The organism is Kineococcus deserti (assembly GCF_050871945.1).
In the GTDB taxonomy this organism is placed as follows: Bacteria; Actinomycetota; Actinomycetes; order Actinomycetales; family Kineococcaceae; genus Kineococcus.
Genome location: NZ_JBJLSI010000018.1, coordinates 23,695 through 46,125, shown reverse-complemented (window position 1 = coordinate 46,125; position 22,431 = coordinate 23,695). Strand labels below are relative to the sequence as shown.

At 72.0% G+C, this 22,431-nt stretch carries 17 protein-coding genes and 1 pseudogene; 14 read left to right on the top strand and 4 right to left on the bottom strand.

Features of this window, described 5'->3' with window-relative positions:
- Positions 1-3 precede the first annotated feature (3 nt).
- From pucL to ACRYR2_RS14655, 4 genes are read left to right on the top strand one after another with little or no spacing between them, the layout of a single operon-like run.
- Positions 4-906, top strand: coding sequence for a factor-independent urate hydroxylase (gene pucL, locus ACRYR2_RS14670; protein ID WP_432563619.1), 903 nt, complete (start codon positions 4-6; stop codon positions 904-906).
- Between the two features lie 28 nt (positions 907-934).
- Positions 935-1,759, top strand: coding sequence for an FAD binding domain-containing protein (locus ACRYR2_RS14665; protein ID WP_432563618.1), 825 nt, complete (start codon positions 935-937; stop codon positions 1,757-1,759).
- Positions 1,756-4,497 (top strand): molybdopterin-dependent oxidoreductase, encoded by a 2,742-nt coding sequence (locus ACRYR2_RS14660; protein ID WP_432563617.1) that lies wholly within the window; start codon positions 1,756-1,758, stop codon positions 4,495-4,497. Before ACRYR2_RS14665 ends, ACRYR2_RS14660 begins: the two co-directional genes overlap by 4 nt.
- 31 nt (positions 4,498-4,528) lie before the next feature.
- Positions 4,529-5,740 carry an XdhC family protein gene (locus tag ACRYR2_RS14655; protein ID WP_432563616.1) on the top strand — a complete coding sequence of 404 codons (1,212 nt, stop codon included), beginning with the start codon at positions 4,529-4,531 and terminating at the stop codon, positions 5,738-5,740.
- A 71-nt stretch (positions 5,741-5,811) separates the two neighbouring features.
- Here ACRYR2_RS14655 and ACRYR2_RS14650 read toward each other — a convergent pair whose 3' ends face one another.
- The gene (locus tag ACRYR2_RS14650) at positions 5,812-6,438 is read right to left on the bottom strand and encodes a nucleotidyltransferase family protein (protein ID WP_432563615.1); all 627 of its coding nucleotides are present in this window, start codon (positions 6,436-6,438) and stop codon (positions 5,812-5,814) included.
- Positions 6,439-6,873: 435 nt separating this feature from the next.
- On the bottom strand, positions 6,874-7,935 hold the full coding sequence (locus ACRYR2_RS14645; RefSeq protein ID WP_432563614.1) for an acetamidase/formamidase family protein: 1,062 nt from the start codon (positions 7,933-7,935) through the stop codon (positions 6,874-6,876).
- Positions 7,936-8,001: 66 nt separating this feature from the next.
- Here ACRYR2_RS14645 and ACRYR2_RS14640 point away from each other — a divergent pair, with 66 nt between their 5' ends.
- The 4 genes from ACRYR2_RS14640 (at position 8,002) to ACRYR2_RS14625 (ending at position 13,121) form a co-directional block, all read left to right on the top strand.
- The gene (locus tag ACRYR2_RS14640) at positions 8,002-9,279 is read left to right on the top strand and encodes a pyridoxal-phosphate-dependent aminotransferase family protein (RefSeq protein ID WP_432563671.1); all 1,278 of its coding nucleotides are present in this window, start codon (positions 8,002-8,004) and stop codon (positions 9,277-9,279) included.
- On the top strand, positions 9,276-10,556 hold the full coding sequence (locus ACRYR2_RS14635; protein WP_432563613.1) for an allantoate amidohydrolase: 1,281 nt from the start codon (positions 9,276-9,278) through the stop codon (positions 10,554-10,556). Before ACRYR2_RS14640 ends, ACRYR2_RS14635 begins: the two co-directional genes overlap by 4 nt.
- A gap of 29 nt (positions 10,557-10,585) precedes the next feature.
- Entirely contained in the window at positions 10,586-11,407 is an 822-nt protein-coding gene (locus tag ACRYR2_RS14630) for a MurR/RpiR family transcriptional regulator (protein WP_432563612.1), read from the top strand.
- A gap of 112 nt (positions 11,408-11,519) precedes the next feature.
- On the top strand, positions 11,520-13,121 hold the full coding sequence (locus ACRYR2_RS14625; protein WP_432563611.1) for an AtzH-like domain-containing protein: 1,602 nt from the start codon (positions 11,520-11,522) through the stop codon (positions 13,119-13,121).
- A 922-nt stretch (positions 13,122-14,043) separates the two neighbouring features.
- Here the strand turns inward: ACRYR2_RS14625 and ACRYR2_RS14620 are convergent.
- Positions 14,044-14,988 (bottom strand): sugar phosphate isomerase/epimerase family protein, encoded by a 945-nt coding sequence (locus tag ACRYR2_RS14620; RefSeq protein WP_432563610.1) that lies wholly within the window; start codon positions 14,986-14,988, stop codon positions 14,044-14,046.
- A gap of 139 nt (positions 14,989-15,127) precedes the next feature.
- Between ACRYR2_RS14620 and ACRYR2_RS14615 the strand changes: the two genes are divergently transcribed.
- From ACRYR2_RS14615 to ACRYR2_RS14590, 6 genes are all read left to right on the top strand, one after another.
- Positions 15,128-16,177 (top strand): ROK family protein, encoded by a 1,050-nt coding sequence (locus tag ACRYR2_RS14615; protein WP_432563609.1) that lies wholly within the window; start codon positions 15,128-15,130, stop codon positions 16,175-16,177.
- A gap of 57 nt (positions 16,178-16,234) precedes the next feature.
- Positions 16,235-17,761 carry a GMC oxidoreductase gene (locus tag ACRYR2_RS14610; protein WP_432563608.1) on the top strand — a complete coding sequence of 509 codons (1,527 nt, stop codon included), beginning with the start codon at positions 16,235-16,237 and terminating at the stop codon, positions 17,759-17,761.
- A 248-nt stretch (positions 17,762-18,009) separates the two neighbouring features.
- Positions 18,010-19,320 (top strand): extracellular solute-binding protein, encoded by a 1,311-nt coding sequence (locus ACRYR2_RS14605; protein ID WP_432563607.1) that lies wholly within the window; start codon positions 18,010-18,012, stop codon positions 19,318-19,320.
- A 2-nt stretch (positions 19,321-19,322) separates the two neighbouring features.
- The gene (locus ACRYR2_RS14600) at positions 19,323-20,261 is read left to right on the top strand and encodes a carbohydrate ABC transporter permease (protein WP_432563606.1); all 939 of its coding nucleotides are present in this window, start codon (positions 19,323-19,325) and stop codon (positions 20,259-20,261) included.
- 11 nt (positions 20,262-20,272) lie between these two features.
- Positions 20,273-21,160 (top strand): carbohydrate ABC transporter permease, encoded by an 888-nt coding sequence (locus ACRYR2_RS14595; RefSeq protein WP_432563605.1) that lies wholly within the window; start codon positions 20,273-20,275, stop codon positions 21,158-21,160.
- Between the two features lie 68 nt (positions 21,161-21,228).
- Complete coding sequence (locus ACRYR2_RS14590) at positions 21,229-21,837, top strand: tRNA-specific adenosine deaminase (protein WP_432563670.1); 609 nt, start codon at positions 21,229-21,231, stop codon at positions 21,835-21,837.
- 352 nt (positions 21,838-22,189) lie between these two features.
- On the opposite strand, the pseudogene ACRYR2_RS14585 reads toward ACRYR2_RS14590, so the two are convergent.
- Positions 22,190-22,357, bottom strand: a pseudogene (locus tag ACRYR2_RS14585) (LLM class flavin-dependent oxidoreductase); the annotation flags it as partial.
- Positions 22,358-22,431: the final 74 nt, after the last annotated feature.

Genomic DNA, 22,431 nt, shown 5'->3' with positions numbered 1-22,431 from the left:
GCAATGACCATCGTCCTGGTGGGTCACCAGTACGGCAAGGCGGAGAACCGCGTCGTGCGGTTCCAGCGCGACACCCCGCGCCACGAGATCGTCGACCTCAACGTCACCTCGACGTTGCGCGGCGACTTCGCCGAGGCCTACCTGTCCGGCGACCAGAGCAAGGTCCTGCCGACCGACACGCAGAAGAACACCATCTACGCGTACGCCAAGGAGAAGGGCATCGCGAGCGTCGAGACCTACGCGCTCGACCTGGCCCGCCACTTCGTCGACGACGTCGAACCGGTGTCGCAGGCGCGCATCGACGTCGACTCCTACCTGTGGACCCGCGCGCTGGTCGGCGGGACCGAGCACGACCACACCTGGACCCGGTCCGGCAGCGAGATCCGCACGGCCGCCGTCACCGTCTCCGGCAAGGGGTCCGGGCAGCAGGCGCACGTCGTCGCCGGGCTGAAGGAGTTCACCCTCCTGAAGTCGACGGGATCGGCGTTCAAAGACTTCCTCGTCGACGACTACACGACCTTGCAACCCACCGAGGACCGCGTCATGGCGACCTCGCTGGTGGCGAACTGGCGCTACGACCAGACCGCGCTGGCCGACGGGTTCGACTACGACGCCGCCTACGACGCGGTGAGGTCCGCGTTCGTCGCCCAGTTCGCCACGGTGCACTCCCTGGCGCTGCAGCAGACGTTGTGGCACATGGGCAAGGCCGCGATCGAGGCCGTCCCCGCGGTCGCCGAGGTGCGGCTGGCCGCGCCGAACAAGCACCACTTCCTCTACGACCTGCAGCGCTTCGGCACCGAGAACGACGGCGAGGTGTTCCACGCCGACGACCGCCCCTACGGGCTGATCCAGGCGATCGTGGCGCGTGACGACACCCCGCCCGTCCCGCTGGCCTGGGAACGCTGAGCGGGCGGAACGCCGAGCGGGCGACGTCGTGGACCTGAACACCGTCGAGACCTACGCGGCCGTCACCGACCGCGCCGGGCTCCAGCGGCTGCACACCGGCGACGCGGCGACCGCCGTGGTGGCCGGCGGGACGTGGATCTTCTCGGTCCCCCAACCACACCTGCGTACCCTGGTCGACGTGAGCTCGATGGGCTGGGAGCCCTACTCGATCACCGAGGCCGGCCTGCGCATCGCCGCCACCTGCCCCATCGCCGTCCTGGAGACGATGCCCTTCCCCGCCGAGTGGAGATCGCGTCCGTTGCTGCGGCAGTGCGCCCGCGCGTTGCTGGCCTCGTACAAGGTCCGGACCGTCGCCACCGTCGGCGGCAACATCTGCGCGGCGCTGCCGGCGGGAGCCATGACCTCCCTGACGGTGGCCCTGGACGGGGTCGGTGAGGTGTGGGCACCGGACGGCGGGGTCCGCCACCTGCCGATCGCCGACCTGGTCACCGGCGACAACCGCACCGACCTGCGCCCCGGAGAGGTGCTGCGGGCCGTCGACCTGCCCTCCCGTGCCCTGAGTGCCACCACTGCGTTCCGGCGGGTGTCGCTGGCCCGGCTCGGTCGGTCGGCCACGCTGGTCGTGGGCCGGCGCGACCTGGACGGGCGGGTGGTCGTGACCGTCACCGCGTCCACGCCGCGTCCGGTGGTCTTGCGCTACGACACGCCGCCGACCGCGGGCGCGGTCGCCGCCGAGGTCGAGCACGTGGTCGAGGACGGGGTGGGGTGGTTCGACGACCTCCACGGCGCACCGGACTGGCGACGGGCCACCACCTTGCGCTTCGTGGCCGAGATCGTGGAGGAACTGGCGTGAAGATCACCGTGAACGGCCGCGAACGGACCGTGGAACCCCGCGCCGGGCAGTGCCTGCGGACCCTGCTGCGCGAGAACACGCACGTCGAGGTGAAGAAGGGCTGCGACTCCGGCGACTGCGGGGCGTGCACCGTCCTGGTCGACGGCAGCCCCCTGCACTCGTGCATCTACCCCGCGCAGCGGGCCGCGGGACGCGAGATCACGACGGTGTCCGGGCTGGGTAGACCGGAGGACCTGTCCGACGTCCAGCAGCGTTTCGTCGACGCGGCCGGTTTCCAGTGCGGGTTCTGCACCGCCGGCATGGTCGTGACCGCCTCCACCTTCACGGCCGAGCAACGGGCCGACCTGGCCGAACACCTCAAGGGGAACCTGTGCCGCTGCACCGGTTACCGGTCGATCCGCGAGGCCGTGACCTCCGGGGCGCTGGAACCGGCGGCGTTCAGCGGGACGGTGGGGGAGTCCGTCGCGGCGCCGGCCGCTGCCCGGATCGTCACTGGCCAGGAGCGCTACACCCTCGACCACGGTGAGGGGGAGGTGCCGGCGGGGTTGCTGCACCTCGCGGTGCTGCGCAGTCCCCACCCCCACGCCCGCATCGTCGGCATCGACGTCAGCGCCGCGCAGGCGGTCCCCGGTGTCCACCTGGTGCTCACCCACGAGGACGTCCCGCAGACGCTGTTCTCCACCGGCCGCCACCAGGACCGCCTCGACGACCCCGACGACACCCTGGTCCTGGACCCGGTCGTGCGCTACCACGGCCAGCGGGTCGCCGTCGCGGTCGCCGAGAGCGTGGCGGCCGCGGAGGAGGCGTTGCGTCAGGTCGTGGTCGACTACCAGGTGCTGCCCGCGGTCTTCGACCCCGAGCAGGCGCTGGCCCCGGGGGCGCCGGCCATCCACGGGGACAAGGACGCGGCCCGATCGCGCATCGCCGATCCGCAGCGCAACCTGGTGGCCGAGCTGCACGGGGGTGTCGGCGACGTCGAGCGCGCGCTGGCGGACGCCGAGGTCACCGTCAGCGGGACCTGGCAGACGCAGCGGGTCTCCCACGCCGCGCTGGAGACGCACGCCGCGGTCTCCTGGCTGGACGAGCAGGGCCGGCTCACGGTGCGGACCAGCACGCAGGTGCCCTTCCTGGTCCGCGACGAACTGGCCCGCATCCTGGGCCTGGACCGTGATGAGGTCCGCGTCCTGGCTCCCCGGGTGGGTGGTGGTTTCGGCGGCAAGCAGGAACTGCTGGTGGAGGACCTCGTCGGGCTGGCGACGTTGCGGACCGGACGGCCGGTGCAGTACGAGACGACCCGGCAGGACACGCTGAAGCACCTGCCGACGCGGCATCCCTTCCGCGTCACGGTCAGACTCGGCGCGGACAGCCGCGGGACGTTGACCGCCCTGGCGGTGGAGGTGCTGTCCAACGCCGGCGCCTACGGCAACCACTCACCGGGGGTGATGTTCCACTCCTGCCACGAGTCGCTGGCCACGTACCGCTGCGAGAACAAGCGGGTCGACGCCCGGGCCGTCTACACCAACACCGTGCCTTCGGGCGCCTTCCGCGGTTACGGCCTGGGCCAGGTCGTCTTCGCCATCGAGTCGGCCATGGACGAGCTGGCCGCCGAGCTGGGCCTGGACCCCTACGAGGTGCGCCGGCGCAACGTCGTCGTCCCGGGTGATCCCTTCGTGGCGACCTCCTACCCGCAGGAGCACCGCGAGGGTGACGACGGCCTGCGGTACGGCAGTTACGGCTTGGACCAGTGCCTGGACCTGGCCGAGCAGGCGGTGGCCCGCGGTGGTGCACCTGCTCCGCAGGGCGACAACTGGCGCACCGGGACGGGCATGGCGATCGCGATGATCGCCACGACCCCACCGCGCGGGCACTTCGCCGACACCGTCGTGCGCCTGCTGGCCGACGGCACCTGGGAACTGAACGTGGGCACCGCCGAGTTCGGCAACGGCACGAGCACGGTGCACCACCAGATCGCGGTGTCCGCCCTGGGAACCAGCAGCGATCGCATCCGCCTGCGGCAGAGCGACACCGACCTCGTCGCACACGACACCGGGGCCTTCGGATCGGCGGGGTCGGTCGTCGCGGGCAAGGCGCTGCTCATCGCCTGTGAGGAGGTCGCCGCCCAGGTGCGCACCTTCGCCGCCGAACTCCTGGGGTGTCGTCCGGACCAGGTGAGCCTGGAGCCGTCGACGGTCTCGGCCGCGGGACGGTCGATCGACCTGTCCCAGCTGCACGCCGCGTTCCACCGACGCTTCGGACACGGCCCGCGGGCCGAGGGGTCCGACGGCGCGCGGCTGCGTTCGGTCGCCTTCAACGTCCAGGCGTTCCGCGTCGCGGTCGACGTGGACTCCGGGCAGGTGCGCATCCTGCGCTCGGTGCAAGCCGTGGACGCCGGAACCGTCCTGAACCCGGCGCAGCTGCGGGGGCAGGTCGAAGGGGGAGTGGCCCAGGCCATCGGTGCGTCGTTGTTCGAGGAGGTCCGGGTCGGGCCCGACGGCCAGAGCCCGACGCAGTCGCTGCGGGAGTACTACCTGCCCCGCCTCGACGACGTCCCCGAGACCGAGGTCCTGTTCGCCGACACCTACGACACCATCGGCCCACTGGGGGCCAAGTCGATGAGCGAGGCGCCCTTCAACCCCGTCGCCCCGGCCCTGGCCAACGCCGTGCACGACGCGGTGGGACACAGGTTCCACGAGCTGCCGCTGTCGGCCGATCGGGTCTGGCGGGCGGTGAACGGGTGACGGCGGGCGCACCCGGCGCGGAGGGGGCGCAGTGAAGGACGTGCGGGTGGCGGTGGCAGAACTCCTGGGGGCCGGGCGTTCAGTGGCGGTGGCCACGGTCGTCCGCACGTGGTCCTCGGCCCCGCGAGGGCCGGGCGCGGCCATGCTGGTCGACGACCGGGCTCAGGTGGTCGGCAGCCTGTCCGGAGGGTGCGTCGAAGGAGCGGTCTACGACCTGGCGCTCGACGTGCTCGGGGACGGCCGGCCTCGGCTGGAGCACTTCGGGGTCAGCGACGAGGACGCCCTCGCCGTCGGGTTGACCTGCGGCGGGGAGATGGACGTCCTCATCCGGCGTTACACCCCTGCTGACCTCGGCCCGGTCTGCGCCGTGCGCCGAGCCGTCCTGGACCGGACACCGGTCGCCACGGCCACGGTCGTGACGGGGCGGACAGGCGCCGGCGTCGTGGCCGTCACCGAGGGGACGGTCACCGGGTCGACGGGTTCGCCGGGCCTGGACCGGGCCGTCGTGTCCGCTGCCCGTGCGTCCCTGCGAGCCGGCAGGACCGGCCTCGTGCGCCTGACCCGGCCGGCGGACGACCCTGCGGCGTGCGAGGGGGAGGACGCCGACGTGGACGTCTTCATCGAAAGCTCCTTGCCGCCGCCGCGGATGATCGTCTTCGGTGCGCTCGACTTCTCCGCCGCGTTGACGAGGCTGGCGGTGGCCTCGGGTTTCCACGTCACGGTGTGCGACGCCCGAGCCGTGTTCACGACCCCGGAACGGTTCCCGGAGGCGCACGAAGTGGTCGTGGACTGGCCGCACCGCTACCTCAGCCGGACGGACGTCGACGAGCGGACGGTGCTGTGCGTTCTGACCCACGACGCGAAGTTCGACGTGCCGCTGCTGGAGGTCGCCCTGCGGGGCCCGGCGGCCTACGTGGGCGCGATGGGTTCTCGGCGCACGCACGAGGACCGACTGCGCCAGTTGCGGGAGGCCGGCGTCACGGACAGCGAGCTGTCGCGTCTGCGGTCCCCGATCGGTCTGGACCTGCGGGCCCGCACCCCCGAGGAGACGGCCGTGTCGATCCTGGCCGAGGTCCTCGCCTCGCGTCGGGGGGGAAGTGGACGCCCCCTCCGCGAGACGATCGGGAGCATTCACCAGGCGAGCCCGGTGACGTCCACCACCGCGTCCACTCCTCCGGCGACCACGACCCCCCCAGCGGTGGGGACGACGCTGTCGGGTCGCGGGTGTGCGGTGCCTGGATGACCCGGCAGGACGCCGGCAGCCGGTGCACGTGGACCGCCGGACGACGACGTCCCGCGTCGGCTGTCGGAAGGTCACTTCGGAGCGTGTCGCCTGGCTCGACCGCGAGGCGGGGGTGGCAGCGCCGCCGGAAGCCGCGCACCGGCGGGCAGGTCGCCGGCACGGTCGACGTCGCGGGTGGCTCCGGTCACCTCGACCCGCACCGTGCTGGCGGTGGCCAGCAGGTCCTTCAGCCCGCGGCCGTCTCGGCTGAGCCGCGCGGCGGCAGCGAAGTGGTCTCGGCCGATGAGCACCGGGTGCCCCGGGCGTCCGCGTTCCACGGCTCGGACCACGGCGTTGCGGTGGGCCCGGGCCAGGACGTCCCCGACGCCGCGTCCGGTGACGTGCGGCAGATCCACCAGGGTGATCAGCAGGGCATCGACGTGGTCGAGTTCCGGGTGCCGCAGGACACGGGCCAGGCCGGCTCCAGGACCTGACTGCCACTCCGGGACGTGGACGGCGTGGGCGCCGGCGGGGAGGTGGGCTTCGACGTCTCGCGCCCGTGCGCCCGTGGTGACCAGGACCGGCGAGCACCCGCTGTCGATCAGCAGTTCACCGGCCCGCTGGACGAACGTCCTGCCGTCCTCGCTGCAGACCAGCGCCTTGGGCCCACCCAGCCGTCGCCCCGCACCCGCGGCCAGGACGACCCCCGCTACCCGCACGTGTCGATTGGACCACAGCCCCGGGGCCTGCGGCGCCTGAGTCCTTCCCTGAGCTCACCGCACTGCCTGACCGGAGCCGCATCGAGGTCGGGAACGTCGCCGACCTCGCCGTCGTCGCTCTCCAACAGCAGTGGACGGCCCACGCTGGGGACCCGAGGCACAAGAACGCCGTGACACCTCACGGAGGGCGCTCGCTGACCGGCGTGGGGCGTTCGACCTGGCGGCGGGGCCGGGTCATCGAGGTGGGCGACCAGGACGCCGCGCCGCGAGGTGAGCTCCTGCCGCGCCCGTGAGGGACGGCGCATCAGGGCTGCGCCTGGCCCGTACGTCGACTCACCCGAACCGGGGCCGTCGGACCGCTCAGCCGCCCGGTACCGGGCCCGCAGGGAACGGGCGGACCGGTGAGGTGGGGCCAGGGACCGATCGCTGACCGGCTCAGGTCGACCTGGGAACGCGTTCGCGCAGCTCGGCGAGGTCGGCCTTGCGGATGAGGCCGTGGACCCCGCTGACCCGGTCGACGACCTGGGAGACGGCGAAGTCGCCGGCGGCCGAGAGGTAGGCCAGGGCGTGGGCGGGGTCCATGCCGAGGTCGACGAGCAGGGCGATGGCGGTGCGGACGGCCTTGCGCACCGCCTCGTCCAGGTCCAGGTCGATCCCGATGGGCACCAGCAGGTCCGGGGTCTCTCCCCACAGCGCATCGCGGACCCGCACGGCGTCGGCGGGCAGGAGGTCGAGGCGGATCCTGGCCCGCAGCGGGGCCTCGAACGCGGTGAGCGCGACCTCGCCGTCACCCTGGGAGTAGTGCGGGTCGCCGGTGTGGAAGAGGGCGCCGTCGACCTGGACGGGCAGGTGCAACGTGGAGCCGGCCCCGAGGACCGACACGTCGAGGTTCCCGCCGTGCATCCCGGGGGGCACGGAGTGCAGGCGCTGCGGGCCGGGGGTGCCGACGCCGACGAGGCCGAGGAAGGGTTTCAGCGGGAACCGGACGCGCGCGTCGGTGCGGGGACCGGCCGGCATCGAGCCGCGCCGGGCGCCGGTGGCGGGGTCGGTCTCGACCCGGGCCAGCACGGAGAACACGTCGGCGCCTCCGGCGGGGTACTCCCCGGGCAGGGCGCCGCGGCCGTGGCGGTTGCTGACGATGCCGTGGTCGGCGCGCAGGACGAGGTCCTCGACGGTGACCGAGAGGACGTCGCCGGGCCGGGCACCGCGGACCCGGACGGGTCCGGTGACGACGTGCGGGCCCTGGACGGCGGGGTCGTGGGCGACCGAGCGGGCGATCTCGACGGCGTCGGGCAGAACCGCGGCGGGGTCGATGCCGCGGGCGGTGAAGAACCCCAGGGGGTCGCGGCCCTGGTCCTCCAAGATCCCCTCGTGGCTGACGGTGTCGACGATCACGACGTCGCCGGGGTCGACCTCGAGGACGGGTCGGTCCCCGGCGACGGGCAGGTCGCCCCACCGGACGGTGGCGGGGGTGGAGGGCAGGTGGTGGACCGTCAAGAAACTCTCCAGAGGGGTACCGGGGTGGAACGATCGTTGCATATGATCTCCCTCGTGGAACAGACGATGCACGATGTCGGCCTCCTGCGCACCGCCGTCGGAGCCCCCGTCGCTCCGCCGCCGCGGCTGCTCATGGGGCCGGGACCGATCACCGTCGACCCCCGCGTCCTGCGCGCCATGTCGGCCCAGCTCGTCGGCCAGTACGACCCGGCGATGACGGCGTACATGACCGAGACGCAGGCGCTGTACCGCGAGGTGTTCCGCACCCGCAACGAGGCGACGGTCCTGGTCGACGGCACCTCCCGCGCCGGGATCGAGGCCGCTCTCGTCTCCCTCATCACCCCCGGCGACAAGGTCCTGGTCCCCGTGTTCGGCCGCTTCGGGCACCTGCTGCGCGAGATCGCCGAACGCTGCGGCGCCGAGGTCCACGTCCGCGAGGTCCCCTGGGGGCAGGTGTTCACCCTCGAGCAGCTCGAGGAGGCCGTCCGCGAGGTCCGTCCCGCCCTCGTCGCCCTCGTCCAGGGCGACACCTCCACGACGATGAACCAGCCCCTGGAGGGCGTCGGCGCGATGTGCCACCGTCACGGCGCGCTGCTCTACGTCGACTGCACCGCGTCCCTGGCCGGTAACCCCTTCGAGATGGACGCCTGGGAGGTCGACGCCGCCTCGGCCGGTCTGCAGAAGTGCCTGGGAGGCCCCTCGGGCAGTTCCCCGCTCTCACTGTCCCCGCGGGCCGTGGCCGTCGTCGACGCCCGCCGCAGCGTCGAGGCGGGGCTGCGCGCCGACCCCTACGCCGATCCCCTCGCCGACGGGGCCTCGCCGGGGAACGCCCCCGCCCTGGCGCGGATCCGCTCGAACTACTTCGACCTGGCGATGATCCTCGACTACTGGGGCGAGAAGCGTCTGAACCACCACACCGAGGCCACCACCATGCTCTACGGCGCCCGCGAGTGCGCCCGGCTGGTGCTGGAAGAGGGTCTGCCGCAGGGGATCGCGCGGCACCGGCTGCACGGGGACGCGATGCTCGCCGGAGTCCGCGGGCTGGGGCTGGAGGTCTTCGGCGACGTGGACCACAAGATGCACAACGTCGTGGCCGTGCAGATCCCCGCCGCGGTGGACGGGGACGCCGTGCGCGCCGAACTGCTGCACGACTACGGCATCGAGATCGGCACCAGCTTCGGCCCGCTGGCCGGGCGGGTCTGGCGCATCGGGACGATGGGGTACAACGCCCGCAAGGACGCCGTCCTGGTGACGCTCGCCGCGCTGGAGGCGGTGCTGCGCGCCCACGGGGCGGTCGTCGAGCCCGGTGGGGGGACGACGGCGGCGCAGGGGGTCTACGCGTGAGCCCGCACCCCGCGCAGACCGGCGCCGTGAACTGCGCCGCGGATCCGGTGAGCGACGCCCGAGGGGTGCTGGACCGGTGTGACGAACTCGCTGCGGTCTCGGCGATCGAGCACGGCATCGAACGCGTCCACCTCTCGCCCGAACACGCCAGGGTCAACGAGATGGCCGCCGCGTGGATGGCCGAGATCGGGATGCGCACCTGGCGCGACCAGGCCGGCAACCAGTGGGGCCGGCTGGAGGGGCGCGAACCGGGACTGCCGGCGCTCGTCCTGGGCTCGCACCTGGACACCGTCACCGACGCCGGCCGCTACGACGGCGTCCTCGGCGTCACCAGCGCGATCGAGGTCGCCCGCAGACTCGCGCCCCGGGCCTGCGAACTCCCGTTCGCGCTGGAGGTCGTCGCGTTCTCCGACGAGGAGGGCACCCGGTTCTCGACCGCGCTGATGGGCAGCTTCGCCGTCGCCGGGAACTGGCACGAGGACTGGTGGGACCGCGCCGACCGCGACGGGACGACGGTGCGCGAAGCCGCCGAGGCGTTCGGTTTGGACCCCGCCCGCGTGCACGAGGCCGCCCGCAGGCGCGAAGAACTCGTCGGCTACCTCGAACTGCACATCGAGCAGGGCCCGCACCTCGAGGCCGCCGACCGTCCCCTCGCCGTCGTCACCTCGATCGCCGGGGCCCGGCGGTTCACCGGTCGGGTCGTGGGGGAGGCCCGGCACGCCGGCGGTACGCCGTACCCGAAGCGCCGCGACGCCCTGGTCGGCGCGTCGGAAGTCGTCCTGGCGGTGGAACGGCTCGCCGTCGAACGCGGCGGCATCGCGACCGTCGGCCGCCTGCAGGCCTTCCCCGGTGGGGTGAACGTCGTCCCGGGGCTGGTCGAGTTCTCCCTCGATGTGCGCGCCGAGCACGACGAGGACCGCGACGCCCTCGTCGAGGCGATCCGCGCGTACGCCGAGCAGTTCTGCGCCGGCCGCGGGCTGGAGTTCGAGCTCTCGGAGGTGCACAACGCGGCCGGGGTGTACTGCGACGCGGGGTTGGTGGAGTCCGTGACCGCGGCGATCACCGCCACCGGTGATGCCGAACCGTTGCGGATCTGGAGCCGCGCCGGCCACGACGCGATGGCGATCGCGGCCATCGCGCCGGTGGCGATGATCTTCGTGCGGTGCGAGGACGGCATCAGCCACGCGCCGGGGGAGAACGTCACGCCGGCCGACGTCGCCGCCGGCCTGGACGCGTTCGAAGCCGCGGTGCTCGACCTGGCCGCGCGCCGGTCATGACCGGGGTGCGACCGGGCGTGGAGAGCAGCGTGCGAGAACGCATCGAGAGTTCCTGGTCACGCCTCACCCCCTCCGAGCGGCAACTGGCCCGGGTGGTCCTCGAACGCGACGTCGACCTGGCCGGGTACAGCACCGCGGAACTGGCCGAACTGTGCGGGGCGTCCAAGGCGACGGTCAGCCGGTTCTTCCGCCGGCTGGGTTTCTCCTCCTACGCCCAGGCCCGCGCCGACGCCCGCGCCCTGCGCACCCGGGGAGTTCCGCTGGGGGGCCTGCCACAGGGGCGCAGTCCCCTGCAGGCCCACGTCGCCCACGACACCGAGAACCTCACCCGCGCCGCCGCTCACCTCGCCGACGTGGACCTCGACGCCGTGACGGACCTGCTGGCCCGGGCTCGCCGCGTCCTCGTCCTGGGCTGGCGCAACAGCTACCCGGTCGCGCTGCACCTGCGCGAACAACTCCTGCAGGCCCGGGCCGACGTCGCCGTGGGTCCCGTGCCCGGGCAGACGGTGGCCGAGGAGCTCGCCGGGCTCGACCGCCGCGACGTCCTGGTCGTGGTGGGTTTCCGCCGGCGGACGCCGTCCGTGGCGGCCGCGCTCCAGCACGCCGCCGAGCTCGACGTCCCCTGCGTCCTGCTCACCGACCCCGCCGCCGGCCCTGCGGCGGCACCGGTGGCTCACCGGCTCGTGGTCCCGGTCGAGGGGCCTGGTGCCTTCGACAGCTACGCGGCCGTCATGACCACCGCCGCGCTCCTGGCCGAGGGGGCGCTGGCCCGGCGGGGACGGCGCGGCCAGGAGCGGGTGCAGGCGGTCGCGCGGGCCCACGACGCGCTGGGTGAGCTCGAGCCCCGCTGAGCGGCTGCCGGCACCGGTGACCGGACGCGCCCTCACGGTGCCGTCGGCCGCCCCCCGCGAAGACCTCCACCGCCGACCCAGCCACCAACCCACCGATCAGGGGAGAAGACCCGTGCCCGACTTCGACGAAGGCGGTCTGCTCGCCGCCGCAGCGCGGTACGAGGAGGCGCTGCGGAAGGACGACGTCGAAGGACTCGACCTGTCCTTCCAGCCCGGGGGCGAGACCGTGCGCGCCGAGGCCGGTGCAGCACTGGTGGGGCACGAGCACATCGCCGCCTTCCGCCGCGCCCGGGGAGGTGCGCCCGCACGGTGGTTGCGCCGGGTGCACCTGCGTCCCGTCTCGGCCGATGCCGCGCTGACGATCTCCGAGACCGAACGCCTCGACGGCGGCCACGGGCTGCAGACCCAGTTGTGGCACCGCGGAACCAACGGCTGGCAGATCAGGGCCGCGCACGTCTCCAGCGCGCCACCGGCTGCCGGCCCGCCGCCGGACCCCGCACCTGGTGACCCCGCCACGTGGCGCACCGCCACCGAACCTGCACCGCTGCCCGGGGCGCGGGGGGACGGGCCGCTGGCGGGGGTCCGGGTCGCGGTGAAGGACCTCGTCGCCGTCGCCGGTCAGCGCGTCGGGGGCGGGGTGCCGCGCTGGCTGGCGTCGGCTCCCGTCGAGACCGCGAACGCCCCCGCCCTGCAGGTGCTGCTGAACGCCGGCGCCGAGGTCGCGGGCATCACGCACACCGACGAGCTGGCCTTCTCCCTCATGGGCGTCAACGCCCACTACGGCACACCGCGCAACACCGCCGCCCCGGGCCGGGTTCCCGGGGGGTCCTCCTCCGGCGCCGCGGCAGCGGTCGCCGCCGGCGCTGCCGACGTGGGCCTGGGAACCGACACCGCGGGTTCCCTGCGGGTGCCCGGTTCGTTCAGCGGCCTCTACGCCTGGCGGCCCACCCACGGTGTCGTCGACACCACCGGTGTGCTTCCTCTGGCCCCGTCCTTCGACACCGTCGGCCTCCTGGCCCGGCGCCCCGACGTCCTCGCCGCGGCCGCAGCGGTGTTGCTGCCGGTCGGTGCCCCCGCCCCGCTCCGACGGCCCCGAGCCCTGCTGCGCAGCGCAACCCTGCTCGGACTGGCCGAGCCCGCCACCGCGCGGGCCGTCGAGGCCGCCGTGCTGGCCCTGGCGGTGCAGACCGGCTGCCCCGTGCTCGACCTGCCCGAGGTGACCGGCCGGGACTTCACCGCGGCCGAGGTCGCGTCCTGGACGGCTGCGTTCCGCACGGTGCAGGCAGCCGAGGCGTGGGCGAGCCACGGCGGGTTCATCCGGGACAACCCCGGCGCCCTCTCCCGCGCGGTGGAGGCCCGGTTCCGGGTGGGTGCGGACGTCGGCGCCGGTGCCCTCGCCGCGGCGCGGGCGGTGATCGCTGCGACCCGCGAGCGCCTGGACGCGGTCCTGGAAGAAGGGTGGTTGTGCCTGCCGAGCACCGCGACCCCGGCGCCCCGCGCCGACGCCACCCCCGCGCAGTTCGAGGCCGCCCGGGCCGGGACGCTGCAGTTGTCGACCCTCGCCTCCCAGGCCGGTGTCCCCGCGCTGGGACTGCCGTGGGGCCGCGTCGGGGAGCTCCCGGTGGGTCTGTGCGTGCTCGCACCCCGCCACCACGACCGGTCGTTGGTGGGGTTGCTGGCCGATGTCGCGCCGACTGGACCCCGCACGGTGTGACATCGGGGCGGGCCTGGCCGTTGCTGCCGTCCTCACCCTGCTCTGTGCCGTACTGAGTCGAGTTCCCCGCTCCCAGCTGCACTCAGCCACGAGGTCGGTGACAGGTGGCCGGGTGATCGGAGTCTGCCGTCCGAGTGCGTGATGGGTTCGGTGGTGCGGTTGAACCGCTCCACCTTCTCGTCGGTCCACGGGTGGTCTGGATGGGGGAGTTCCTGCCCGGCCCCGACCGCGGCCCGGAACGCCACTGGCTCGCGGTAGGCGGGGACGTCGTCGGTCACCACTCGCTGAACGCGGGTGAAGAACCCCGCGCGCAGGTCTGGGCCCGTTCACCGGGGAGGACCTCGGCGTGGGCGCAGCGGTCGAGCAGGCCGGGCTCGCCTTCGACCTGGTACCGGTCGATCCCGTAGCAGGTGGTCCTGCGCCAGGCGCCCATCTCCTCGGCCCCGTGCGCCGGCGAGCGGCCTTCGTGCAGGACGCGGTGGACCAGCAGACGTCTGCCGTGCGGGACCAGGCAGGCGTTGGCCTGGGACGTGAGGGTCTCCGGTGGTCTTGATGGACGGCGTCAGAGACCTCCACCAAGCACCCGGGGCCTTCTCGTTCGCCAGCCACGCCTGTCGTCACCAACGTGTGCGCCCGGTACACCTGGTTCCTGTCGTCGGTCGACGGTTTCCCGACCGTGCGTGGTGCCCGCGGCTGACCGCGTCTGCGCATCCGTCGCGCAGTCCGCTCCGCCCGCACCCTGGGCCGGCTGCAGCTGACGTGTGCGCTGATCTGCGACCGCGAACTCCCGACCTCGCAGTGGGAGGAGTTGCAACACCGGTGGGCCAGGGCCGCCGACAGGGTGTGGGCCATGTGACTGTCCACCTCGCGGCGGGTCGTGCGACGAGCAGCAGCTCGCGATGTCCGGGCTGCGCGACGGGGACTACTCGGGTAGTTCCTCCGCGAAGGCGCGCGCAGCGACGACGTCAGCGACGGGGTTGGGAGCGGCGTCCAGTTCGATGAGTCGTACGCCGGCGGTGGCAGTAGTGGACATGACCTTCGCCCAGCCTTCGAAGTCGACGACTCCTTCGCCCAGGGGGCGCATGAAGCGGCGGTGGACGGCGTGCACGTTCTCGTCGAGGACGAGATCGGCGGGGAAGGGGCCGGAAGCGTCCTTCCAGTGCGAGATCACGACCCGGTCGGCGAACTCCCGTGCGATGGCCACGGGGTCACCCCCGGACAGCGTGATGTGTGCCGAGTCCGGGCACAGGCCGACGAGGGCTGGGTCGGTCAAGTCCATGATCGTGGCGATGTCCGCGTGCTGGACCGTGATCGAGTGCGACTCGGTGTGGATGGCGAGACGGATGCCGAGTTCGGCGAGCGACGCGCCGACCGCGTCGCAGTTGGCCGCCAGCGTCTCCAGCAGGGCCTGTCGGCCGGTGGCGTCGAGCGGCTCGACGGGGCTGTCGGGACCCCCGTGGGTCATGGGTGTACCGAGCACCAGGATGTCCGCTCCGAGCGCGTGCAGGAATCCGGCGTAGTCACGGACGTCGGCGACGGCTTCCTCCGGGGAGCAGGTGCCCCAGTGCGTGCCGTTGAGGAAGCCGGAGACCACCTTCACGCCACGACGGCCGAACGCTTCGCGGACCGCTTCAGCGGGTCCGTAGGCGGTGAGGGCGCTGCGGAAGTCCAGGGGTGGGAAGGTCACCTCCATCCGCGAGACGCCGGCCTCGGCGAGGGCGTCCAGCATGCGCTCCCACATCTCCCGCGGATGCGCGACGCACCAGGCGACCATGTCCTGCTCGGAGCTCAGGCCCCAGAAGCCGGGGTGGTAGAAGGTCACGAGGTCGACGCCGTACTCGATGGGGACGCCTTCGTTCTGCAACATTCGCGCAGAATAGCGGGGTGACCGCGGCTGGGCCAGGACCTAGCCTCCTTGCGTGCCAGCAGTCGACCCGGCGGTCATGCGCCGACTCAACGCCTCACTCACGGTGCGTCACCTCCTCGCGGTGGACCATCCTTTGACGATGGCTCGGCTGACGTCCTTGACGGGGTTGTCGCGCCGGACGGTGGAACTGATCCTGTCCGACCTCGTGAGCGAGGGGCTCGTGGAGGAGGTCGCGCCCGTCGCCGGTGGCGTGACCGGTGGCGTGGGGCGGCCACCGCGGGCTTACCAGTTCCTCGCGGAGAGCGTCCTGCTCGCCGCCGTGCAGATCGACACCGCTTCGGTGCAGGCGGCGTTGACGGATGTGCGGGGACGGATCCTGGCCCGGGAACGACGCGAGCTGCGGGACTACTACGACCCTCAGTCGTCGCTCGGCCAAGCCGTCGACGTCATGAACTCGGTCATCGTCACCTCGAGGCGGCCGGTGAGCCGCGTACGTGTCGGGGGGGTCGCCTCGGGTGGGACGATGGACTCCCAGGGGCGGGTGCTCTCGCTCGTCAACGCCCCCGCCTGGGTCGGCGTCTCTCCCGCCGAGGCCCTGTCCGGCTCCTTCCCCTTCCCCTTCGCCGGTGACAACGACGTCAACCTGGCGGCGCTGGCTGAGCGTGCCGTGGGCGCGGCGGTGGGGGAGGTCGACTTCACGTGGCTGCTGGCAGGCATGCGCGCCAGCGCGGGCATCGTCATCCGTGGTGAGGTGCACCGGGGCTTCCAGGGCGCCGCCGGCGAGATCGTGCACGCACCGACGCTGGGCCTGGTGAGCCTGGAGGATCACCCGCTGGGCCTGCTCAGCTCCCCCCTGCGCGCCCAGCAGGAGGAGGCCCTGGCGACGTTCCAGGCCGCCCGTGCCGGTGATCCCGGTGCCCAGGCCCTGGTGGACGAGTTCGTCACGCCCGTCGCAGCCGTCTTGCAGACGTTCGCCTGGACGCTGGCTCCACCGGTCGTCGTGCTCGGGGGGGCGATGGCTGAGGTGGCGGACGTCCTGGTGCCGCGGCTGGCGGAACGGTTGCGGGCCGCGGGCGCTCCACCGGTTCGGCTGCGGCCGAGTGCGCTGGGGCAGGACTGGCCGCTGCTCGGGGCGATCCAGCTGGCCCGGACCCGGGCCGAGGACGAACTCACGGGGGCAGGCACCTAGACCGCGAGCGACTTTCCCCCTAATCTGCTACCTCCGCGCATAACCCCGGAGGTCACCGTGCCGCGCACCACCGCACCCGCCGACCTGCTCGTGGTCGGCGGTGGAATCATGGGCGCCGCCCTGGCCCAGCAGGTCCGCACCGCTGTGCCCCGAGCCCGGATCGTGATGATCGACGCCGGTCCACCCATCGGGACGGTCCCCGGTCAGCACCTGCACGACTCCGCCGAGCAGGACGTCCGCGATGCCTACCTCGACCGCGTGCAGACGGGCATCCAGTCGCTGTACCTCGGCGCCGCGACCAGCCCCTCCATGGGCGGCGACGTGCGCGGTGTCCGGCCCGGCATGTACAACGTGTCCGCCTTCGGATCCGACGCCGGCGCCATGACCGACGCCGCCCTCGGCTGGAACGCGGGCGGCATGGGCGTGCACTGGACGGCCGCAACGCCCTGGCCCTGGGGCAGCGAGACGTTCGCCGGCCCCGACGCGGCGCAGTGGGACGTCGACCTCGAGACTGCGCGTGCTCTCCTCCACGTCCACCCACGCCCCTTCGGCACCAACGTCGTGGGCGAGCGCCTCCTCGGGATCCTCGAGCGCGTACACGGCCACGTCAGCGCCCCAGGTCGTCATCCCCAGCACATGCCGATGGCCGTCGCCCCCGGAGAACGCGGACCGCTGGCCAGGACGGGGCCGAACACCGTCCTGCCGCGCATGCTGGCACCGAACGGCGAGGACTTCGAGCGGCTCACAGGGACGATCGTCACCGAGATCCTGCACGACACCGCGAGGGCTTCCGGAGTTCGAGTTCGCGAAGTGGCCACAGGCGAGGAGTGGGACGTCCCGGCGCGCGCGGTCGCGGTGGCCGCCGACACCTTCCGGACTCCGCAGCTCCTGTTCGCGTCAGGAATCAGGCCCCCGGCCCTCGGCCGGTACCTCAACGAGCACGCGTTCCTCACCGGTCAGGTGACGGCGGAACTGCGCAGGTTCGGTGTCGGGCTGTCGGAGGTTCCGCTCCCCCTGGAGGGGGAGTGGGCGCTGGGTTCCTACTGGTTGCCGCACTCCGGGGAGCGTCAACCCTTCCACGGTCAGATCATGGACAGGGTCTTCGTCGACGAGTCGGGGGAGCGGCTCGCGTACTCCGTGGGAGTTTCCCTCTACGTCCCCAACGAAGTGCGGGCCGAGAACCGGTTGGAGTTCGCCGAGGACCGGCTCGACGCCGCCGGCATGCCGAGCATCTCCGTTCACTTCAGCTACAGTACAGGCGATCTCCAACTCATCGAACAGTCGAGGACTACGCAGGTCGAGATGGCCTCGGCGCTCGGTGAGTTCGATCCGGTCAGGGACTCGGCTCTGCTGGCGCCGGGTTCGTCGCTGCACTGGACGGGCACGACGCGCAGTGGCCCGAGTGATGACGGAACCTCGGTGTGTGATGCCTCGGGACGGGTCTGGGGGTTCGAGAACCTGCACCTCGCGGGTGGCGCGGTCGTCCCGACCGCCGTCGTCGGCAACTCCACGCTGACGGGTGTCGTGACGGCGGTGCGCGCCGCGCGAGCCGTCGCGCACCTCCTCGAGAGCGTTCCTGTCTGACCGCCGTCGAAGACCCCCGTCAGTGCCGGTCGGGTCTGCGCGTCCGAACACGTTACAGGGATGTGAACTTTCCACCGGATCGGGGAAAACCAGAGATTTCCAGGTACCGTCACCACAGACGCACCGAGGGACCACGTTTCGTCCTGGTCGGCACCGCCGACCGTTTCCGGATCTTCGCGTCGTACCTCCGGTCCAGTTCGACCGTCATCGAATCGTTCGCTCAGAACCCATCCGAGGGGATCCGGCCCATGTCGACCCACGCTGAACGCGTTCCCAACCGTCGTGCCGTTCTGACCGGCGTCACGGCCCTCGCTGCCGCCGGCGCCCTCGCGGCCTGCGGTCGCAGCGACCCCAGCGGCACCAGCGACTCCTCCGCCACGGTCTCCGACGGACCCGCGACGGGCACGGTCGAGTTCTGGGCTGGTGCCCCCGACGGTGACTCGCTGCCGGACTTCGTCGCGGCGTTCACCGAGGAGAACCCCGACGTCAGGATCAACGTCACGACCATCCCCTCGGAGGACTTCGACACCAAGCTCACCGCAGCCATCGCCGCGGGCAAGGTGCCGGACCTGGTGTCGCTCTACTCCCAGACGCAGTCCTCGATCCTGGCGACCGGCGCCTTCCAGACAGTGCCCGACGGGTTGCTCGACATGAGCTCGTTCTACGAAGCGGCTGTCCAGGGCGTCACGTCCGGCGGTGCGCCCAAGGCTGTGCCGTGGTACGCCTACGCCAGGGTGAACTACTACCGCAAGGACATCGTGGACGGCTTGGGTCTGGTCCCGCCCACCTCGTGGGCTGAGAACGAGGCCTTCTGCCAGTCCCTTCTCGATGCCGGACACAGCACCCCGTTGGGCCTGGCGGTGGGTTGGGACGAGTACTCCGCGGAGGCGCTCCTGGAGTACGTGCACCAGAACGACTCGTCCCTGCTCAGCGACGACGGCAGTCGGTGGACCCTCAACACATCCGCCAACGTGGCGGCTCTGGAGTACTTCGGCTCCATGTTCACCAAGGGCTACTCGTCAGCCGACGGTCCGGCGTTCCTGGACACCGTGCCGTGGCTGACCTCGGGTCGGAACGTCGTCAACGTCTCCAACGGGCCGTGGCTGCCGGGCTGGATCGACGAGGCCAACGGCGCGGACTGGACGAAGGCGAACATCGCCGCCTACGCCATGCCGGCCGGACCGGGAGGAACCAGCGCCGGTGCGTTGGGAGGCGGCAGTCTCGCCGTCCTCGACGGCGGCGGCAACGCGTCCTCGGCTTGGAAGTTCGTGGAGTACATGTCCCGCCCCGAGGTCCAGGTGCAGTGGTACCAGACGTTCGGCAACCTGCCCGCCGTCGAAGCAGCCTGGGACGACCCGGCCATCGCCGACGACGCTCTCCTCGCTCCCGTACGGGACTCGCTGGACAGCACCTTCACGACGCCCACCGCCGCGACGTGGAGCCAGGTGGCCAACATCATCGGCGAGCAGATGGAACGCGTCGCCCGCGGGACCGCGACGGCTCAGGAGGCGCTGGACGAAGCCCAGAGCCAGGCCGAGTCAGTCGGCACAGGGGCCTGACCGTGGCCGTCACCGCACCCGGCACGTCCGTCCCGACCACCCCGCCCCCGGCGTCCCGCCGCCGCGGTCGGGTCTCCTCGCACCAGACGACCGGTTGGCTGTTCGTCACGCCGTTCGTCGCCGTCTTCCTGGTGTTCAGCGTGGTCCCAGCCCTCATGGCGGTCTTCCTGAGCCTGACGGACATCGGGGTGGGTGACCTGCGCACCCCGCTGGCGGTGACCTTCACGGGTCTGGAGAACTTCCGGACGATCCTGGGCAACCCCGGCTTCCAGCGCGCCATGCTCAACACCGCGCTCTTCGTGGTGGTCGGCGTACCCACCACGATGGCCACGGCGTTCGTGCTGGCCCTGGCGCTCGACTCAGGGATCCGCAGGTTGCGCAGCGTCTTCCGGGCCGTCATCTACGTCCCCGTCATCGCGAACATCGTCGCGGCCGCAGTGCTCTGGCAGTACGCCTTCACGCGGGAGGGGCCGGTCAACGGTTTCCTGTCCGTGCTGGGCGTCGAAGGACCGAACTGGCTGGGCCGGCCCGGCTGGGCCGTCTTCGCCGTGCTCCTGCTCACCGTCTGGCGCAACATCGGAACGTGCATGGTGCTGTTCCTCGCCGGTCTGCAGTCGGTGCCCGAGGAAGTGCACGAGGCGGCGGCCCTCGACGGCGCCGGGTACTGGCGGCGGGTCCTCACCATGACCGTGCCTCTGCTGCGACCCACCACGCTGCTGGTGTCGGTGCTGATGAGTGTGTCCTTCCTCAACATCTTCGACGAGCCCTACCTCGTGACGAACGGTGGTCCCCTGAGTGCGACCGAATCGGTGGCCAAGTGGGTGTACGACCAGTTCGGCTACGGCAACATCGCCCACTCCATGGCCGGCTCCATGATCCTGCTCGTCGTCGTGCTCGTCGTGAGCATCACGCAGGTGCGGCTGCTCCGCTCGAGAGATTGAGGGTCCACGTCATGAGCGCCGCTAACACGGCCGCATCCCCGGCCGAGCCCGCCGCTTCCACGTCGGCGACGGCCCGGACGTCCCCCGGAGCCGTCACCGGGATCTACATCCTGCTCCTCGTGGTGTCGGTCCTCATGCTCGCCCCCTTCGCGCTCGTCCTGTTCGGGTCCTTCAAGGACCAGGGCGAGTTCACCGCGAACCCGGGTGGCTGGCTGCCGGAGTCGTTCACCAACCTGCACAACTACGTCGTGCTGTTCACCGAGAAGAACTTCGGTCGGTACTTCGTCAACAGCGCCATCGTGTCGGTCGTCACGGTGGTGGCCAACGTGGCGTTCTCCGCCATGGCGGGGTACGCGCTGGCGAAGATCCCCTTCCGCGGGCGGGGCGTCGTGTTCGCGTGCGTCGTCCTGGCCATGACGATCCCCTACGTGGCCGTGTTCGTTCCGCAGTTCGTCATCATCGTCCAGTTCGGTCTGGTCGACAGCCTGGCGGGCATCGTCCTGCCGATGCTGGTCATGCCCATCGCAGTGTTCATCATGCGCCAGTTCGCGAGCTCCATCCCCGACGAGCTCCTGGAAGCCGCGCGCATCGACGGGGCCAGTGAGTTCGGCATCTTCTTCCGGATCTTCCTGCCGCTCCTCGGACCCGCCATCGCCACGGTGGCCATCTTCACGTTCCTCAACAGCTGGAACTACTTCCTGTGGCCGCTGGTCGTGGCCCAGTCGGTCGCGAACTACACCCTGCCCGTGGGGCTCGCGGTGGCCTCGGCTGCCGCGAACACCACCGACTACGGTGTGCTGCTGGCGGGGTCGGTGACGATCCTCCTGCCCGTCCTCGTCCTGTTCCTCTTCCTGCAGAAGTACTTCATCCAGGGCATCGCCACGACCGGCCTGAAGTGATGATCGACGAAGTCGACCCCGGACACTCCGCCCACCTCATCGTCACCACCCCAGAAAGGGCGCACTCGATGCTGCTGTCCAAGACTCTCGCGCACGCCTTCACCATCGCCCTGCCCGCCTGGGTCGACGACGAACTCGCCGACGTGCCGACCGTGCTGCCCAGCCGTGAGGACCGGATGGCCCTGGTGCACCGCCTGGCCGCCCGCAACTTCCGCGAGGGCAACGGCGGCCCCTTCGCCGCGATCGTCGTCGACAGCGACACCGGGCAGGTCGTCTCGGTCGGCGTCAACGTCGTGCTCTCGACCGGCATCTCCTCCGGCCACGCCGAGGTCACCGCGCTCGGCCTGGCGCAGGCCCGCACCGGTTCCTGGGACCTGGGTGCCGGTGGTGCCCGCCGCGAGCTCGTCGTCAACTGGCGTCCCTGCGCCCAGTGCTACGGCGCGACGCTGTGGTCGGGGGTGCGCACGCTGGTCGTCGCCGGCTCCGGCCCGGAGCTGGAGGAGATCACCGGTTTCGACGAGGGCCCCGTCCGCGACGACTGGGCCGAGCAGTTCGAGGCCCGCGGGATCGCGGTCGTCACCGACGTCCTGCGCGCGGAGGCGCTGGACGTCTACCGCGACTACGCCGCGCACGTCGCCGCCACCGGGGCCACGGTCTACAACGCCCGCACCGACTGAGAGCGTGCTGGGCAACCCCGTCGAGCGATCGTGATGTTGGAGGCGGCGCGTCGTCGTGATCATGCACGGCTTCGCCTCCGAGATCACGTGACTGTGTGCCTGCTCTCGCGCTGACGCGAGAACTGGAGATCAGCTCGCCGGCCGCACGGCACTGCCGCACCGCATCCGCTGTCCTGCTGCACCGCAACCGCCACGAGCCGAGCACCCGAGCGCCGGCGATCGCGGAAGCGACCCTCGTCGACGGCACCGCCGACGCGGCCAGGTCCGAGGGACGGCACCGCCCGCGGGCAGGACGGAGCCCCACCTCCACGCAGGCGATCAGCGGAGCGAAGCCCTCCCTTCCCCTCCTTGCTCAGTGCTGGGCGCTGGAGGCGGGGACGATCTGCTCGACGAACAGCGCGAGGGAGGTGCGCTCCTCCTCGTGCGACATGCTGTTGTCGACCCAGAAGCTGAACTCGTCGACGCCGCGTGACTCGCAGTACCGGATCCGCTCGATGACCTCCTCAGGCGTTCCGACCATCGCGGCGGCCGCAGGAGAGCGGCGAGCAGGGACAGGCAGTGCCGGCTGGTGCACCGCCTTCCTGCCGATGCAGG